14 protein-coding genes are annotated in these 15,544 nt (G+C 48.7%); 7 read left to right on the plus strand and 7 right to left on the minus strand.

Annotated features, from left to right (window positions below):
* The first annotated feature begins 401 nt into the window (after nucleotides 1-401).
* Entirely contained in the window at nucleotides 402-650 is a 249-nt protein-coding gene (locus tag N836_RS49465) for a hypothetical protein (RefSeq protein ID WP_023072183.1), read from the plus strand.
* Nucleotides 631-852, plus strand: a complete 222-nt coding sequence (locus tag N836_RS75745; protein WP_152532114.1) for a hypothetical protein — start codon at nucleotides 631-633, stop codon at nucleotides 850-852. The genes N836_RS49465 and N836_RS75745 overlap by 20 nt, the downstream gene beginning before the upstream one ends.
* A 26-nt stretch (nucleotides 853-878) precedes the next feature.
* Here N836_RS75745 and N836_RS49470 read toward each other — a convergent pair whose 3' ends face one another.
* Together N836_RS49470 and N836_RS0137740 are read right to left on the minus strand one after the other, a co-directional pair.
* Nucleotides 879-3,338, minus strand: a complete 2,460-nt coding sequence (locus tag N836_RS49470; RefSeq protein WP_023072185.1) for an ATP-dependent Clp protease ATP-binding subunit — start codon at nucleotides 3,336-3,338, stop codon at nucleotides 879-881.
* Between the two features lie 537 nt (nucleotides 3,339-3,875).
* A complete protein-coding gene (locus N836_RS0137740) occupies nucleotides 3,876-4,361 on the minus strand; it encodes a hypothetical protein (RefSeq protein WP_023072186.1) in 486 nt (161 codons plus the stop codon).
* A 193-nt stretch (nucleotides 4,362-4,554) separates the two neighbouring features.
* On the opposite strand from N836_RS0137740, the gene N836_RS49475 reads away from it, so the two are divergent.
* Complete coding sequence (locus N836_RS49475; protein WP_327058691.1) at nucleotides 4,555-6,309, plus strand: ABC-ATPase domain-containing protein; 1,755 nt, start codon at nucleotides 4,555-4,557, stop codon at nucleotides 6,307-6,309.
* 84 nt (nucleotides 6,310-6,393) lie between these two features.
* Nucleotides 6,394-6,579, plus strand: a complete 186-nt coding sequence (locus N836_RS49480; protein ID WP_023072188.1) for a hypothetical protein — start codon at nucleotides 6,394-6,396, stop codon at nucleotides 6,577-6,579.
* Between the two features lie 6 nt (nucleotides 6,580-6,585).
* On the opposite strand, the gene N836_RS49485 is transcribed toward N836_RS49480, so the two are convergent.
* From N836_RS49485 to N836_RS73170, 5 genes are all read right to left on the minus strand, one after another.
* A complete protein-coding gene (locus N836_RS49485; RefSeq protein ID WP_023072189.1) occupies nucleotides 6,586-8,028 on the minus strand; it encodes a carotenoid oxygenase family protein in 1,443 nt (480 codons plus the stop codon).
* A gap of 58 nt (nucleotides 8,029-8,086) precedes the next feature.
* Nucleotides 8,087-9,091 carry a hypothetical protein gene (locus tag N836_RS49490; protein ID WP_023072190.1) on the minus strand — a complete coding sequence of 335 codons (1,005 nt, stop codon included), beginning with the start codon at nucleotides 9,089-9,091 and terminating at the stop codon, nucleotides 8,087-8,089.
* Nucleotides 9,092-9,293: 202 nt separating this feature from the next.
* The gene (locus N836_RS49495; protein WP_023072191.1) at nucleotides 9,294-10,328 is read right to left on the minus strand and encodes an endonuclease/exonuclease/phosphatase family protein; all 1,035 of its coding nucleotides are present in this window, start codon (nucleotides 10,326-10,328) and stop codon (nucleotides 9,294-9,296) included.
* Nucleotides 10,329-10,465: 137 nt separating this feature from the next.
* Complete coding sequence (locus tag N836_RS49500; protein ID WP_023072192.1) at nucleotides 10,466-10,960, minus strand: hypothetical protein; 495 nt, start codon at nucleotides 10,958-10,960, stop codon at nucleotides 10,466-10,468.
* Nucleotides 10,961-11,040: 80 nt separating this feature from the next.
* The gene (locus N836_RS73170) at nucleotides 11,041-12,741 is read right to left on the minus strand and encodes a serine/threonine-protein kinase (RefSeq protein ID WP_023072193.1); all 1,701 of its coding nucleotides are present in this window, start codon (nucleotides 12,739-12,741) and stop codon (nucleotides 11,041-11,043) included.
* Between the two features lie 492 nt (nucleotides 12,742-13,233).
* Here N836_RS73170 and N836_RS49505 point away from each other — a divergent pair, with 492 nt between their 5' ends.
* The 3 genes from N836_RS49505 (at nucleotide 13,234) to N836_RS49515 (ending at nucleotide 15,294) form a co-directional block, all read left to right on the plus strand.
* Nucleotides 13,234-13,476: a hypothetical protein gene (locus N836_RS49505; protein ID WP_023072194.1), complete on the plus strand. Its 243-nt coding sequence runs from the start codon at nucleotides 13,234-13,236 to the stop codon at nucleotides 13,474-13,476.
* 63 nt (nucleotides 13,477-13,539) lie between these two features.
* Nucleotides 13,540-13,974 carry a hypothetical protein gene (locus N836_RS49510; RefSeq protein ID WP_023072195.1) on the plus strand — a complete coding sequence of 145 codons (435 nt, stop codon included), beginning with the start codon at nucleotides 13,540-13,542 and terminating at the stop codon, nucleotides 13,972-13,974.
* A gap of 129 nt (nucleotides 13,975-14,103) precedes the next feature.
* Nucleotides 14,104-15,294: a hypothetical protein gene (locus tag N836_RS49515; RefSeq protein ID WP_023072196.1), complete on the plus strand. Its 1,191-nt coding sequence runs from the start codon at nucleotides 14,104-14,106 to the stop codon at nucleotides 15,292-15,294.
* Nucleotides 15,295-15,544 lie beyond the last annotated feature (250 nt).

Here is a 15,544-nt window from a genome sequence, read left to right on the forward strand (position 1 = left end):
CCTTTCGCTGACCTATCTATGTCGCAACCTAAGGCCGGTTCACTTATCGTTTATCCGCGGATACTTCCTCTCACCGGGGCACCGAATTGGGGCTCTCAGTTCCCTTCGGCTTTATCCATCGCTTCACACCCCATCGTTACCGATGACGCATGGATGAATTGAGGACTCACCTAGACACTGGTTTGGCTATTGCAATGTTTCACAACAGCACTCGTTCGAGCGACTTCGTGTCGCACAGGCTTGGGATACTTTATCCTATTGCTGCCCCGGTTTGCATCACATAATCGGGGCAGCTAAATTTGAGCTTTGGTTTCTTACCGAGCTGCCAGACTGTAGGTGTTTAGCTACAGCTTTCAAACGCGGTAACGGTTTAACAACTCTAGATTTGGAGACCAAAGCTTATGTTTCTCGATATGACTCAGGGCGCTGTTGCGTCCACATTATCTGTTAGTACCGCACCATTGCCCGACCACCAATACGAAACGGTGCGCCATCTGCTGTTTGGCAGCCTTACTGCCGTGCGACTGACCATTCAAGACCTGCACAAAAAACGCTACGCCGAGCCCAACGACTGGAGTAAACCCATCTCCACCGGACGCCCCAATGAGGTCATGGCCATTTTGACCAAACGTGTGGCTATCAAGCCATAGGCGAGGCATAAACTGGGTACGTTTTGCGATCGCAACAGGCCGCAAAATCTTCAAAGAGAGCTTCTCGACCAAAGCCACCATGGATCTAATCGCAGCCCAAAACCTGCACTGCGGCTGGATACTGTCAGCCATTGTTGAACCGACAACAACACTGTTGTTCAACAAATTACTGACCCACTATCCAGCCACAGTAGCTTCCTAGATAAAAAGCCTCAGACAGCCCAATCCCTAGCGTCTAACCCCAACCAGTGCTGGTTGTTTAGAAGACCTAACCAAAACTTGAGCATCATCATCTAGATCAAAGATAGCCGTATCGCCATCGGCAATGGTTCCAGCTAACAGAGCCTCTGCTAGATAATCTTCAATTAGACGAGAGATAGCACGACGCATAGGTCGAGCACCGTAGGCCTGATCATACCCTTCATTCACCAGATGTTTCCTAAAAGCATCAGTAAGTTCTAGGGAGATATTGCGCTCAGTTAGACGGGCAGTCACTTGAGAGAGCAAAATATCGGCCACCTGAGCCACCTCACTCTTAAGCAGCTGACGGAAGACAATGATCTCGTCAATACGATTCAACAACTCAGGTCGGAAGAACTGCTTCATTTCTTCATTGACCAGGTTACGAATGTTGTTGTAGCGAGAGGTCATCTCGTCATCGACGTTGAGTTCAAAGCCGAGGCCGCCACCACCCTTTTCAATCACCTTGGAACCAATGTTGGAGGTCATGATGATCAAGGTGTTTTTAAAGCTCACCTTGCGCCCTTTGGAATCGCTCAGATGGCCATCATCTAGCAGCTGCAACAGAATATTAAATACATCGGGATGGGCCTTTTCAATCTCATCGAGCAAGATCACGGTGTAGGGCTTGCGCCGGACGGCCTCGGTGAGCTGACCACCCTCGTCATAGCCTACATAGCCTGGAGGAGAGCCAATTAGCTTAGAAACTGACTGAGGCTCCATAAATTCCGACATGTCAATGCGAATCATGGCGTCCTCTGCGCCAAAGACAGCCTCAGCCAGGGCTTTGGCTAGCTCCGTTTTACCCACGCCGGTGGGCCCCGAGAAGATCAGACTGGCAATGGGGCGATCGGGATTCCGCATGCCTACGCGAGAGCGGCGTATCGCTTTGGACACGGCTTCTACGGCTTCATTCTGCCCCACTACTCGCTTATGAAGGGTGTCTTCTAGATGCAGAATCATAGCGGATTCTGACTCGGTCAGGCGGCTAACCGGGACGCCAGTCCAGGAGGCAACAATATCAGCGATGTCTTCATCGGTCACTTCGGGATGAGGCGTACCATTGGGCACTAGCTCAGCCAATAATCCTTGTTCCCGAATCCGGAGAGCGGCCATGTCATTGAATGACTGGCTTTCCAATCGATCCGTAATCTCAGTTTGAACCTGACGCAGCTCTGTGCGCTTATCTCCAGCTGGAATTTTCTGTGAGTAGCGCAGCCGCACCCGTGAACCGGCTTCGTCAATTAGGTCGATGGCCTTATCGGGCAGGTGACGGTCGTTGATATAGCGATCTGCCAGAGTAGCAGCGGCTTCCAGGGCAGCATCGGTAATGGTCAAACGGTGGAACTGTTCGTAACGGCCTCGCAAACCACCAAGGATTTCCAGGGTATCTTCAACGGAGGGGGGGGCTACGGTCACCCGCTGGAAACGACGCTCCAGGGCGGCGTCCTTCTCGATGTACTTACGATACTCTTCTAGGGTGGTGGCTCCGATGCATTGCAGCTCACCTCTGGCCAAGGCAGGCTTGAGCAGGTTGGCTGCATCCATGCTGCCTTCTAAGGAACCGGCACCGACTAGGGTATGAATCTCGTCAATCACCAGGATGATGTCCTGGGATTCGCGAACTTCGGACAGTACCTGATTGAGCCGCTCTTCAAAGTCGCCTCGGAAACGGGTGCCCGAGACTAGCATGGCTAGGTCCAGACTAATCACCCGACGTTCAAATAAGGCTTCAGGGACATCCTGGTTGATAATGCGCTGGGCCAAACCTTCTGCGATCGCAGTCTTACCCACCCCTGGCTCACCCACCAGGACGGGATTATTCTTAGTACGCCGACCCAGAATTTGCACTACTCGCTCAATTTCCTCAGCGCGACCAATCACGGGGTCAAGCTTACCTGCAGCTGCCAGTTCCGTCAGATCCGTGCTGAATTCCGCCAAAACGCCACTGCGCTTCGATGTTTGGCTAGATTTTTCACCATCACGGGAGCGACCACCCGCAGGTACCGCAGACACCTCACCAATGGTACGAATCAGTTGGGTACGTACCTGGTTGGGGTCTACTCCCAGGTTATTCAGAACGCGATAGGCAACACTCTCCACGTTTTGAGTCAAACTCAGTAGCAAGTGCTCAGGTTCAATATAGGGATGATCCAGCTTGCGAGCTTCCTGAAACGCCTGCTCAAAAACTTGCTTAACCTTGGGCGTAAAGGGAATCTCTGTCGGACCATTGCCCGAGCCACGCCCAATAATTGATTCGACTTCAGCCCGAGAATTTGCCAGGTTGACTCCAAAATCGCTTAATACTCGCGCAGCAATGCTAGAACCTTCCTTCACAATCCCCAGTAGCAGCTGTTCACTACCAACGAAATTATGACCCAGGCGTCTTGCCTCTTCTTGGGCTTGCATGATCACCGCAATTGCCGCATTGGTGAAATGTTCAAACATGTTTTATGGACCTCTGCCGGGATATGGAGTCGAAACCTATAAGAGAAACAAACTCAAGTAATTTGGTGTAAACCAAGATTACTGTAGACATTAAGTTTTTTAACTATGTAATAAAAATATACCCATCTTCGAGCATCTCGACAGCCTGGAGAGCCGAATTTGGGTAAGTGGGGTAATCCGTATAGCCCTGTAGGCAACGGATATGGTTTCAGTTTGCCCGAAGGATAAAAGAATTTATAGGAATAAGAATAAACAGGTGTCGAATCTCCATGATCCACGCAACGTGGATAAAAAGTTTATAAAGAAGGCAGATTCTTACCTGTCTCTGCGGGGCTATGGGCAGAGGGGCCTTAGGACTAGCGTCTAGGGTTAAGTTATGAACTTTTACAGGTGATATTGGGCCGTTGACATATCGACAGCCATAAAGCTTGTCTATCCCTGCCAGCCGGGTCACCGTGGCCCCATCTTGCAGCAGACCGTCTAATTTCTATTGGTAAAGCAAATAATAAGGAGTAATCCCAGTCCCATTTAGCCGGGTTAAATGGTGTCAGCTTGCACAGTCTGACAAGTCTCTAAAATGTGCTCGTCAATTTCAGAGAGCGCTTCAATCCGAGTAAATCCATTAATGCTAAATTCGGCCCCTGCCTGACCCGCCGCCAGAACAGGCTGGGTTTGAACGGCCAGGGAGTATGGATGACTGGTTTGCTCGTAGCTATCAATCACGGTTAAATCCAAACGCGTGGATGAAATATCGCCAGAAAAACAATCGAACGAAGAACTGGGCATGTAAAATCCACCGACAGTCTGACGACCCGTTACCTCAAACACCATATAGATAGAACCAGGCTGCGCCGCCGCCGGGGACTGACCATATAGATACACACCATCAGCGAGCGGTGCACTTGACTCTGAATTAGCAAAAGCAATAACAGGAGCTAAGCCACTTAGCAACGTAGCACCCAGAACAACCAGAGCAGACTTGACGAATTTCGGACAACGGGGGTGAACTGACAAATGAGTCATGGGATACGTGATTACACCTCTTACATGTTCAGTATTCATGAAGCTCAGAATTAACTAAGTGATGCCTCTGGACCTCACTGATGACGTTCAACACAGGCTGATGTGATTGCTGTCACAACTGACCGTATTGCTTGGAATTTGGGACTTATACAGGTTTGATCCGATTGGCAAAACCCGCTTTAACCGTAAAATCATGGTTGCTTGGCCCCATGCTGATCCCACGCCAACTACCATGCCAACGATGACGTCACACCACACTCTTGGGCAGCAGTTAGAAACGCTTGATGGTCGCAGCTACTCTGCCTATAAAAGTCTGAAGGGAAAATATGCATTTCCTGACTTTAAACTCACCCTGGCCCATATTCAGGGAGATCCGTTTGCATCCCCTAGCCGCGTCCGCATCTGGATCAGTCATGGGTGTAGTCGGTGGCCCCAAGACTACTGGCGTGACCAGGCCCGTCGCGTCGCTCTGGCAGATTTTTTGCATCGCAAGATTAGTGATGCTATTCCCAAGATTGAGCAACGTCGGGGGTCAGGCAAAAGCGGTCGTTTGATAGTGGCGTCCACCAGTCAGACAATCCTGGCCCGCACAGCCCTCCAGGTTACCCCCGAGGGGATCGAGCTACGTCTGGCTGTGGGGCTACCTGCCTTTGGCCGGAGAATTGCTGGTTATGGGGCCAGGGAGTTGCTGACTCAGGATATACCTCAGCTGGTGGCTGCCACTCTGCACCATCAGCCCCAGTGGAGTCAGGCCCTTGAGCAACATATTGCCACTGTCGAAGATGCCAATGCCCTGAGACAGCAGCTTTCTGCCCACAATCTGGTGGCCTTTATTGCTAACGGTGCAATTTTGCCCAGACGTAGCGGTGTGGATGCACAGCCTTTGGCGGCAGCCATTCCTTTCCAATCACCCAGCTCCCTGGAGATTACTCTGCAAACCCCCCATGCTGGCTCGATCACGGGTTTGGGAATTCTCCAGGGGGTTACTCTGATTGTTGGCGGTGGCTACCATGGCAAATCGACGGTGCTCAAGGCGATTGCCCAGGGAGCCTATAATCACATTCCTGGTGACGGTCGTGAACAGGTGGTGGCTGCTGGGGCGACGGTCAAAATTCGGGCGGAAGATGGTCGTAGCGTGACGGGGGTAGATATTTCGCCGTTTATTGATCGGTTACCCCAGGGGATTTCTACCCAAGCTTTTAGTACGACGAATGCCAGCGGCAGTACCTCCCAGGCGGCCAATATTTTGGAGGCGATCGAGGCGGGGGCGCAGGTACTGCTGATTGACGAAGATACGGCGGCAACAAATTTGATGATTCGCGATCGCAACATGCAAACCTTAATCACAAAAGATAAAGAACCGATCACCCCATTTATCGACAAAGTCAGACAGCTGTATACCGATCATGGTATTTCTACGGTGCTGGTGATGGGCGGCAGCGGCGACTATTTTGAGGTGGCCGATCGGGTGATTGCCCTGGATAACTACATGGCCCAGGATGTGACGGCTCAAGCCAAAGCGATCGCTGCTGACTACCCGAGCGATCGCAGCGCAGAAGGCGGTCAACAGTTTGGCACCATCACCCCACGACAGATTCAGCTGCCGCAATTTAACACCGATCGTAAACCGGCCAAAGTCAAAACCCAAAGTCTCACTACCTTAACCATCGGTTCAGAGGACATCGACCTGCGCGGCATTGAGCAACTGGTGGAACCAAACCAAACCAGGGCCATTGCCCATGCCATTCTTATCTGGCAACAACAAGAACGAGCACACCCACTGCAGGCCCTCTTAGACGACATCATGGGCTGGGTAGAGCGCCAGGATTTTGACGCCTTATCTCCCTATCCCATGGCCGATCTCAGTGAATTCCGTCGTCATGAACTTGCCGCTGTGATCAATCGGCTGAGAAATCTCAGGGTGATTGCGGATCAATCGGCTGAGTAAGAGGAAACATGTTGTCGCGAGGGGTAGTCGGTCCATGCAGGTGGGCACGTTGAGCTAGACGTGTCTTTTTATACTGCTGACCCGATGAGTTCTACGCAACATCCCCAAGCACCCAACTGCAAACGTCCACGGATTAAATGGGCCTGGTTGACCCTCAGCTGTGTGAGTCTCTGTGCTGGCTTTTTACATCTGGCCATGGTGGATATGACAGGTGCTGTGCAGCTGTCACAGCAGCCAACCGAGCAGCAGCTAACCGAGCAGCAGCCATAGGGCAGGCTAGCGGGGTTGCCAGGTGCCATGAAACCCAAAGGGAATAATTTCCGGCAGGGCTAACACGCAGACAGGACCAGCCGCCAGGTTATCTGCCGAGAAAATCTGGAGAGTGCTCTGGTCTTGATTGCCATCAAAAACAACGGTGAGCAGCCAGCCAGTGCCTTGGGGGCCTGGCACATAGACAGGTTCGACGGGATAGCAGCCGCTGGCCAAGGTGACTTGATGCAGTTGGCCCCTGTCGGGGTCTAAACGGCCAATGCTGTCAAAGTATTCTTCGTTGCGATTCTGAGATTTATAACAAAAGCAGAGAGACTGGTGATGCTGCCCCACATCCTGGGGAGATATGATCGGAAACTCGCATTCGAGGTCAGACAGAGGCTCATTGGATAGCACGCTACCTGCGATCGCATCTAGCCGCAATCGATATAGCCTGGATGACACCTGGGTTTTTGGATAGCCCGTGACAACCTCTTTGAGCCACTGATTGGTGTCAAAGTTGGCATAACGCACGTAGTCGATCACCACTGTACCATCAGCGGTTTGATATCCGTTGCCAAAGTGCCACTGATACCAGGGATCGGTCTCAAAGCGCGAGACTGCTTGGAGGGTATGACGATCAACAACAATAATCTGGGTGCCATACTGGGGTCGCCACTGCATAGCATCGCTAAATCCCTTAGTTCCCAACAGAATCGGTAAAACCGACAAGACTACAGGCGGCACGACAAAAACTAGATAGGCTCCTGCTATGACAAAATCATGCACCAGGGCCGGGCGCGGCAGTGGAATCTGGCTTTGCTGATAAATTTGGCCAGACGCGTCACTGCGATAAAGCTGTAGATAGTTACGGGGACCAAAGACCACCCCAAAATTATAGATCTCTCCACTATGTGGGTCCGCTTTAGGATGGGCCGAATAGGGCTGACCAGGCTGAAGTGAGCCTAGATTCTCTAAACCCAGGGTTGCCAAAGTATCTAGATCTAAACTGTGGGGATTGCCCGCTTCCCAGAGCGCTAGGAGTTTATCTGGCAGGGCTAACACCGCAGTATTAGCCGCATTTTTGGGCTGAGCCCCCCAGCGTTTCCAAAAGGGGCCAGGAGCCATTTGTCCATAGCCAGCATAGAGAAAGTCGTCAGCGGCGGCTTCTGCCTGGAAACCCTGGGTTTGCACATAGCGATACAGGGCAGTGGCCTCCGCATCCCTAAAGTGAACCGCCAGGATACCCCCATCCCCATCAAACCAATGGTCAACAGACTGTCCTCCCCGCTGCAAACGACCGGCTCCATTGCGATACAGGCTACCTCGCAAATCGGCTGGGAGCTGCCCGCTGAGCACTGGTAGGGTAACTGGTCCAAATTCAACGGCAGGGGTGGCAATCGATCGCGACCAGAGAGGTTTACCTTGACTAAAGGTGTCACGAACTTGGTCTCGCGTTGAGGTTGGCATTGCGGCTGGTCAAGGGTATGAACATTAACCAGTATAAAGAGGTGGGCGCTCAACTTGCCTAGGATGAGATGAACGCTTGCAGCTCCTGTTGTAGTTTTTGATACAGTTGAGTCTGGGCCTCATCTAGCGTTTCTCGGGCCGCTTTACGCTTTTGTAAACTATAAAGCAGTGCGAGATTACGTAGCTTTTGGGCATCAGCACTCGCTGTGTCAAACTTGGGCGGTCTGACCGTGTCATCTAGTTGTCCCTCCATCGTGCTGAGGACAGTGGCTACTTTCTGGTGTTTGAGGGCCAGGGCTTCGTTGCTACCGACGCGAATGGGGATTGGTACCACTTTAACAACAACATAATCGTGGGGAACAGGTCGGGTCGGGTCGTCTGCAACCAGGGGTTTTAGCTGTAGCTTATGCAGTTTAAACTTGGCACCATCCACCAGCGTTTTGAAGAAAATATAGGCCCCGTAGCGTAAACGCGCCTCGCCTTCTCCTCCGACTCCATAGAGATCTAGATTGCTAAAAAAGATGCGATCGCTTTGTTTTCTAAAGGTGTTGACATCCTTAATCACATCGTAGGCAATCCCCCCAAAGGGAACCAGGGAGCTTAAGACCATACCAAAAGTATTCTTGATGACCCTGAGACCCTTGCCAATCTTACCGTTCAGGCTAATCTTACCCGGCAGTTCCATGACCTCGATTTCCAGATGGACCCGGTCGAGTTTGGAATAGTTCTCTTGACCGTAAATATACTCACACAACAGATTGCTGATCACGATGCCAGCGGGAACATCGTTGGCAAACAAGTTAATTGCTTCTACAACTGGGGCGTTGCCATACTTAAGTCGCGATCGCACCAGCAAATCGTTATTACTTTTGCGATCGTGCTTTTCAACAATCAACAGACTTTCCAAGGTCACCAGAAACGAATCCTCTTCTTTTGCCAGCGGGTCGTCGTCAGCTGGTTTCATGTCTGCCGGTCTCAGCGGTGCCCCTCGCTCCGCATCCAACTCGTTCAGAGGTACAAACCAATGGGCGGCGGGGTGAAAGTTGTCAGTGGCGATTTCCATAGTGTTTTACATCCACAGACAGTGTGCAAAGCGTTTAACCCAATGCCGTAACCGCCCGATGGTCTCAAAAAATCAACAAAATTAACGATATTAGACGATGCTGCCTCTCTTTTCAGCTTACCCGCGCTTTTAGCAACCAGAGAGCAGATTTTAGGTATCTTCACCTGTTTCCCAGCCCATAGGCTACAAGCGGCCAATGCCGCTATCTCCGGGCAGGCCGATATTCAAACCGCGCACACACCACTCCGTGGTCTGAAGACCCATCTTCCTGATGGTTGTCCCAGTTGAGATGATCATTGCTGACATCCATGCCCTTAAACGCCCACAGCCGCTGGCGAGAATTGTCATAAAATTCTTGAGAGACCAAAATGTGGTCCAGGGACTCTCGAAAATTTTGATAAATGTGGGTATAGAACACGTTGCGATCGCTACGGTACTGCTGTAGTCGACTGACGGCGTAGAGATCGACATCGCTGCCACCCTGTTGTAAACCACTGAGGATATAGTTGGGCTGCCCCGTCAAAATGTTGAGGGTATTGCTGTTTTCACCATCATTCAGATCGCCGAGCACCACCACTGGCTCATTCGTATTTTTCATCTGCTCAGTGAGAATCATTTTTAGCGCCGTTGCTTCTGCGGTGCGGCGAATGGTGGAGATAGCTGCACCGAGGGCTTCACCATGCTGTCTGTAGTATTCATCGTCTGCCCGATACCAGCCTTCACGATAGACTTTGGTGGGAGCCTTCGACTTAAAGTGAGCCACGTAGACAGAAATCGGAGCAGATTGTGTGTGCGCCTGCACCTGAAAATGGAGTACTGGTCGAGAGAATCTATTTACACTGACTGAGATATCAGAGGTTTGGGCATCATCGCCACCGCTTTGCAAAATAAATTTCTCAGGAAACGCTTCAATCCAATGGGGTTCACCCACCAGCAAATCTTTGCGTACTGCACCAGCGCAGACAATCCGCTGACCGGCATGATTTTTAGGCGCTAGCAGCTGATAGTCGTTTAACTCTTCATGGTTAAAGATATCTTCTAAAGCCCCTAGATGCCACAGCTCCTGGAAGCCCCAAACATCAGCCTTGTGGTCGAGAATTGTGCGACGGCTCCACTCTAGCTTGCGCTGATAGGCTGCTTGATCCCAACCGTCTTTATCTGAATAAACTCTCAGACCCGGACGGTTAATGTTGTACAGATTAAACGTTGCAATGGTGAACTGGGTACGTCTGGCCATGACGGTGATTACAGATAATGCTAGAAATCAGACTATTTGAGCAATTTTGCCACTCTTTTCTAACCTCTACAGTGCCAGAGTTTGAGATTTCTGACCTGGTCTATAGATTTAGCAACATGTCTGGCCTTCATGGGCGATTATTGTGGGTTTCTGCGGGATTTTATCCGTTTCTGTGGCGGCAGAGGATTGACAATTTCGTAGGGGGCACTCCATTCGGTAAACGATAGCTGTAGCCCGGTCAGGGGCAACCGAATATCGTTTAGAGTCAGCTGACCAAAGCGCTCTTGCTGTTGACGATGTTGCTGTTGGCGATGTTGCCAGCGATGATAGTTGTGATAAGTACGGTGACAGGAACCGCAAAGAACAACCATGGCCTGATGGGCAGAGGATGCTGTTGTTTCAACCGGCTTGAGAACACTGTAGCTATGTTTGGCAACCTTGGTTAGATGCAGGGTCCAGCGGCGGGGGTGGGCTGCGATCGCATCTCTCTCATTACCAATCCTGACCGCAAACTCATCTAACGATTCATCATGACGCCGACAGTGCCGTCCACATGCCTTGCACTGCCAACCCGCCGCTTGCTTTAGAGCAAGGGCCTGAGGCAGTTTGGCATTTTTGCTGGACGATGGCATTTAAGTCGCAACACACTGTTCTGCGCCATAGCTTAGCGCTAAATGGCCATTTTGCCAGGGGGTGAGCGAAAAAATATAGCCTAACGAGACTCAATTACCCGCACAAAATCAGACCCCACAATGCGAGGCTGACCATCAACCAACTGCACCGTAAATGTCCGTGCTTCCCGTTGCATTGACCCATCAGCATATATATAAGTATTCTGCCCCAAAAACTCGATGGTGTCTGACGTTTGGGATTGCACCTGTAAATTTTCGACAGAAACTTGCTGAAACTTTTGAAAGAAATTGGGGTTAAACTGCTGAGCTACCCTGCCACCGATTTGAGTTCTTGCCTGCTCCCAAGACTGACTGGACAGATAGTCATAAAAAGTGGCCACAGCGGTTTGGGCCGTAGTTGGGTTTAAGGCCCCTGTTTCCGGTGGCTCCGCTGAAGCCGTTTCCCCAGGGGCAGGGTCTGCTGGCTCCACCGGTGGAGCTGCAGTCACAATTTCCTCTGGTTGTTCGGTTTCAGTATTTTCATCCAGGGGTTCAATGGGAACTGCTGGAGTAAACTCTTCCGTTGCAGGCTCAATGGGAGCCGCTTCGGTCACTGCAGAAGGCTCGCTGGAATTGGTCTCTGCAGGTAGAGAGACGGCAGGCGGTGTTGACGTCGAGACCGTAACCTCAGGATTACTAGGGGCTGCCGAGGTACAAGCGCGTCCAATTAACAGACCAAGACCCAAAATAGCAGCACCAGCAGCAATGGCGGGCATCTTTCTGGGTGAGGGTGGTGGTGATGACACCACTTCCGTCGCCATAGAACTTTTCGGACGGTTGGCCACAGGTGACGGTTGAGGAGGGCGGGCCATCGCAGGGACCGTCACCTGAGTAGGTGGCGGGGCCACAGGTCTATTGACCGGCGGCCTGTAGGCAGCATTATTCAGCGCTGATGGTAGCGACTGCAGAGCGTTCAAGGTCGCTTTTGCCGTAGGATACCGAGCCCGAAAGTCGTAGCGTACCATGGTATCCAAAATCGTCATCAGCTCCAGCGGAATGTGGGGCGCATAGTGATGCCAGTCCAGCTCTCCGGTTTGGGCATTGGGTGCAAGCTGTTTGGGGGAACGACCGGTCAGAGCCTGAATACCCATAATGCCGACGGCATAGACATCACTGCTGAACTGAGGCTGACCAGCCAGTTGCTCACTGGGCATGTAGCCCTGGGTGCCAATGGAAATGGTGTGGCTGACGCCGGGACTTGATGCAGCCAGTTGGGTACCCGCGCGTTTGACAGCGCCAAAATCAATCACAACGATGCGATTATCGCTGTGTCTGCGGATCAGGTTTGAGGGTTTCAGGTCTCGGTGAATCACCCGATGTTCATGGACAAAGGCCAGTGTGTTTAACACATCCTTAAGAAAGTCCACTACCTTAGGCACATCCCAGGGAGCGAGTTCAAATTCGTCTGCCAAGGAATGGCCTTCTATCAGCTCTTGGGCCAGATAAAACTCTTTATTATCTTCAAAGTGAGCCAGCAGGTGCGGAATCTGGACATGGGACCCCAGCTGATATAGCACTTTGGCTTCTGTATCAAACAGACGGCGGGCGACCTGCAACCGCTGTGCATCGTCTACCTGCGGTTTGAGCTGCTTGATTACACACAGGGGATGCCCCGGCAGGTGTAAGTCCTGGGCTCGGAAGGTTTGACCAAAGCCTCCGGTGCCTAGTTGTTCTACGATTTTGTACCGACCGCCTAGGGGCTGGTCTGATCCGGGGCGGGATCGTAAAAAGTTTAGAGCCATAGGGGTAAGAAGTCAGGGGGAGTAAGTGGCTGTAGTGATCGGTATCGGACAAATATACTTCGGTGACGTCTTTATCTGAGGTTACAGGATCTGCAGGGGACTCTATATTTTTCTCTAGGGTGACTGATGAATCTTGATAATATTCATATTTTTCACTTATACAAGGGGGGCAACCGTTGTTGATAAATAGGTGCCTCTTTGTGCGTGGTTTCTAAGGTACACAGCACAAGATTATGACTCTAGGTCGGTGCAGCGCTTTGGATAGATAAACTCTATGGTCAACTTAGGGAGTGTCTATGGGTAAGGCGTAATGGTCCAGCGCTGACCAGTCAGTTGGCAAATAAAAACCCCAGTGATAAACACCGGGGTTTGGGTAATACGTAGAATTTTCAGCTAGACCCACTTAATATGCCTGCTTAGCGAAGAAAACTATCGCAACTGAGTAAAAGTACTTTTGTATAATTGGCAGCATGATAATAAACGTGAATAAGCGTGAGTAGTATTGATTGGTTTAACCTGACTGCCAGTAGCGCAAGTATTGTTGGTCTAGTTTTAGCTGTAGTCGGCATATTGTTAGCGATTTACTTCTTTGTCAGAAGCAATAACGTAAAATCATTAGCCTATACATCCAAAACTGTTCAATTTATAGATGCCATACCTGGTGATAAACTTTTAAGCTTGACTTTCAATGGCCAGCAGATCAATAAAATATCGCTCACCAAAATAGCTGTTTGAAACAATAGCAACAATGTTATTGAAGAAAGCGATTTTGCTCGTCTAAGGCCACTCATTATTACTATGGAAAATCCTGATTTAGAACTAGACACATACAAGATATATAGTGGAGAAGAAACTAATAATTTAAGATTTCTAAGGCTTGAAAATAAATCAATAAGACCTTTATTTGATTATTTTGGCCCAAGAGAAGGATTTATTGTTACAGTTCTACATCAAGGCGATACAGAGACAGAATTTAGTATCCAAGGTGTTTTCAAGAACAAGGCACACAACAAGATAAGATATGAAGCAATTTCAGATGACTTAGAGTCTTCTTTCAGAATAAATCCATTTTTGTCATTTCCATTTATGTTTTTACCTATATTGGAGAAATATCTGAATTACATTGCGACTATGTTATACAGAAGGTTAACAAAACAACCCATTTGGTTGGACAAGTTTAGATCGGATGATTGGTCTATAGGCGAAGAAAATCTTATCAATTGGGTTCAATAAATAAAAAATATACTTGATTTAGTAAGATTCTTTATTCTCATATTTACTATCTAAATGTCATTTGATTCTATTTCTATGATCAAAAATATTAGCTAATCAGTCAGTTTCATGTATAAGAAATAAATTTATATGAGTGATCTTCAGCCATTGTTTTCAGTTACTTTCCCAACAGGTGGATATAACCCTGAAATATCAATAAATGGTCAAACTCTAGATAAAGAGAAAGCTTCTTTTGATATTGAGTTTGAGCAAGGTAATCCTAACTATGCTCATATAGCCATAAATGATCGTAAAATTTACGGAGATATAGTTAATCATCCAATTTATCGAATACTTCTGGGTATCAGAAGTTTGACTTTTAATTCTCCACCTGGTCTAAATTTTGAATTCGAAAGTTTTCGATTTTATCGTTTTAGTTTAATGCCACATAAAGCAAGAGGAAAATTCAAACTGAAGTTTGAATTTCATCTTGACATGTTAGAGCACAATTCTATTTTTTTGTCCGCAAGAGAGTTCTTAAATAAATTTACTATTCTTATTGGTGATAATGCGTTCATTTCAAAACATTTACAAAATATAGATTTAGATTCTGATGAAGATGCACTTAAAGAAGCAATATATACAGTGACTACAAAATGGAGGAATGACTCTGAAAAACCTCTGAGATACATTGTCGACAGTTATCTTGAAATCTTTAAAAGAGCATATAAGTTAATACTAGAAGAACAGAAATCGTCCTTAAATCATGATTCTTTGACTGAGAAATTCAACTTTCCACCAGAAGTTAAAACGGCATGTGAGCAATACCTTTTGTATTTTTCAGAGTTCTTAAAAGATATTGGCATTGAAGTAACGGCTAGTATTACTGAAGAAGTTGAAAATGTAATTCTTGCAGTTGAACCTAAAAACAAGGAAGAAGCATTAGAAAATATAAGCCAACTTCTACAACTCTATTTGCAGCTACCCACTAGTTCTGTAGTTAATTCATATCAGCCAGCATCAGAACTCAGCTTTCCAGCACAAAAACTACAAGCTCAAGTTCTACAACTGCAAAGCCAATTAGCCTTAGCGAATGCAGAAAAACAATATTTAAATGCAACTATTCAACAGCAGAGTAATTTAATTGCTCAACAGGCTCAAACTATACAAAGTCAGCAATTTACGGCTCAAGTATTAGTGGATTCACTTCAAAAGCAGGAAGACGATGAAGAAGAGTTGGTAGGAAAAATCATACGGATCAAGGATTATGAGGCGGGTCCAGTTTCTATTGGGCTTCCTGAATTACTGAGAAGGCTAAAAGCGTTGTTTGGCAGTAGTTAGGTAGCCTCGTTAGGCATACATTCTTGCTTTGTTAGGTCAAATATAGTGATGCCTAGGTGACTGCATAAACAATTTCGGTTGAGCAAGTAGGTCTACAAGAGTCCTCCCTTACTAAGGGTAGGTGCCGTAGGCGGAGGGGTCTCGACTGTTTGCGCTAGTTATCCAGACCCCTCCCTGACGGTTCCCCTTGCCAAGGGGAACCAAATATCATCAAGCATCTCAAAACGGCAGATTATCTACAAGCAATCAG

It is taken from the genome of Leptolyngbya sp. Heron Island J (assembly GCF_000482245.1).
In the GTDB taxonomy this organism is placed as follows: domain Bacteria; phylum Cyanobacteriota; class Cyanobacteriia; order Phormidesmidales; family Phormidesmidaceae; genus Leptothoe.

What these genes read in the sequence shown, in the direction of transcription:
- N836_RS49465 (WP_023072183.1), top strand. Translation starts at nt 402, where the DNA reads ATGTTTCTCGATATGACTCAGGGCGCTGTTGCGTCCACATTATCTGTT.
- N836_RS49485 (WP_023072189.1), bottom strand. Translation starts at nt 8,028, where the DNA reads ATGCCAACCTCAACGCGAGACCAAGTTCGTGACACCTTTAGTCAAGGT.
- N836_RS49515 (WP_023072196.1), top strand. Translation starts at nt 14,104, where the DNA reads ATGAGTGATCTTCAGCCATTGTTTTCAGTTACTTTCCCAACAGGTGGA.
- N836_RS49480 (WP_023072188.1), top strand. Translation starts at nt 6,394, where the DNA reads ATGAGTTCTACGCAACATCCCCAAGCACCCAACTGCAAACGTCCACGG.
- N836_RS49470 (WP_023072185.1), bottom strand. Translation starts at nt 3,338, where the DNA reads ATGTTTGAACATTTCACCAATGCGGCAATTGCGGTGATCATGCAAGCC.
- N836_RS73170 (WP_023072193.1), bottom strand. Translation starts at nt 12,741, where the DNA reads ATGGCTCTAAACTTTTTACGATCCCGCCCCGGATCAGACCAGCCCCTA.
- N836_RS49490 (WP_023072190.1), bottom strand. Translation starts at nt 9,091, where the DNA reads ATGGAAATCGCCACTGACAACTTTCACCCCGCCGCCCATTGGTTTGTA.
- N836_RS49475 (WP_327058691.1), top strand. Translation starts at nt 4,555, where the DNA reads ATGGTTGCTTGGCCCCATGCTGATCCCACGCCAACTACCATGCCAACG.
- N836_RS49500 (WP_023072192.1), bottom strand. Translation starts at nt 10,960, where the DNA reads ATGCCATCGTCCAGCAAAAATGCCAAACTGCCTCAGGCCCTTGCTCTA.
- N836_RS49510 (WP_023072195.1), top strand. Translation starts at nt 13,540, where the DNA reads ATGGAAAATCCTGATTTAGAACTAGACACATACAAGATATATAGTGGA.
- N836_RS0137740 (WP_023072186.1), bottom strand. Translation starts at nt 4,361, where the DNA reads ATGACTCATTTGTCAGTTCACCCCCGTTGTCCGAAATTCGTCAAGTCT.
- N836_RS49495 (WP_023072191.1), bottom strand. Translation starts at nt 10,328, where the DNA reads ATGGCCAGACGTACCCAGTTCACCATTGCAACGTTTAATCTGTACAAC.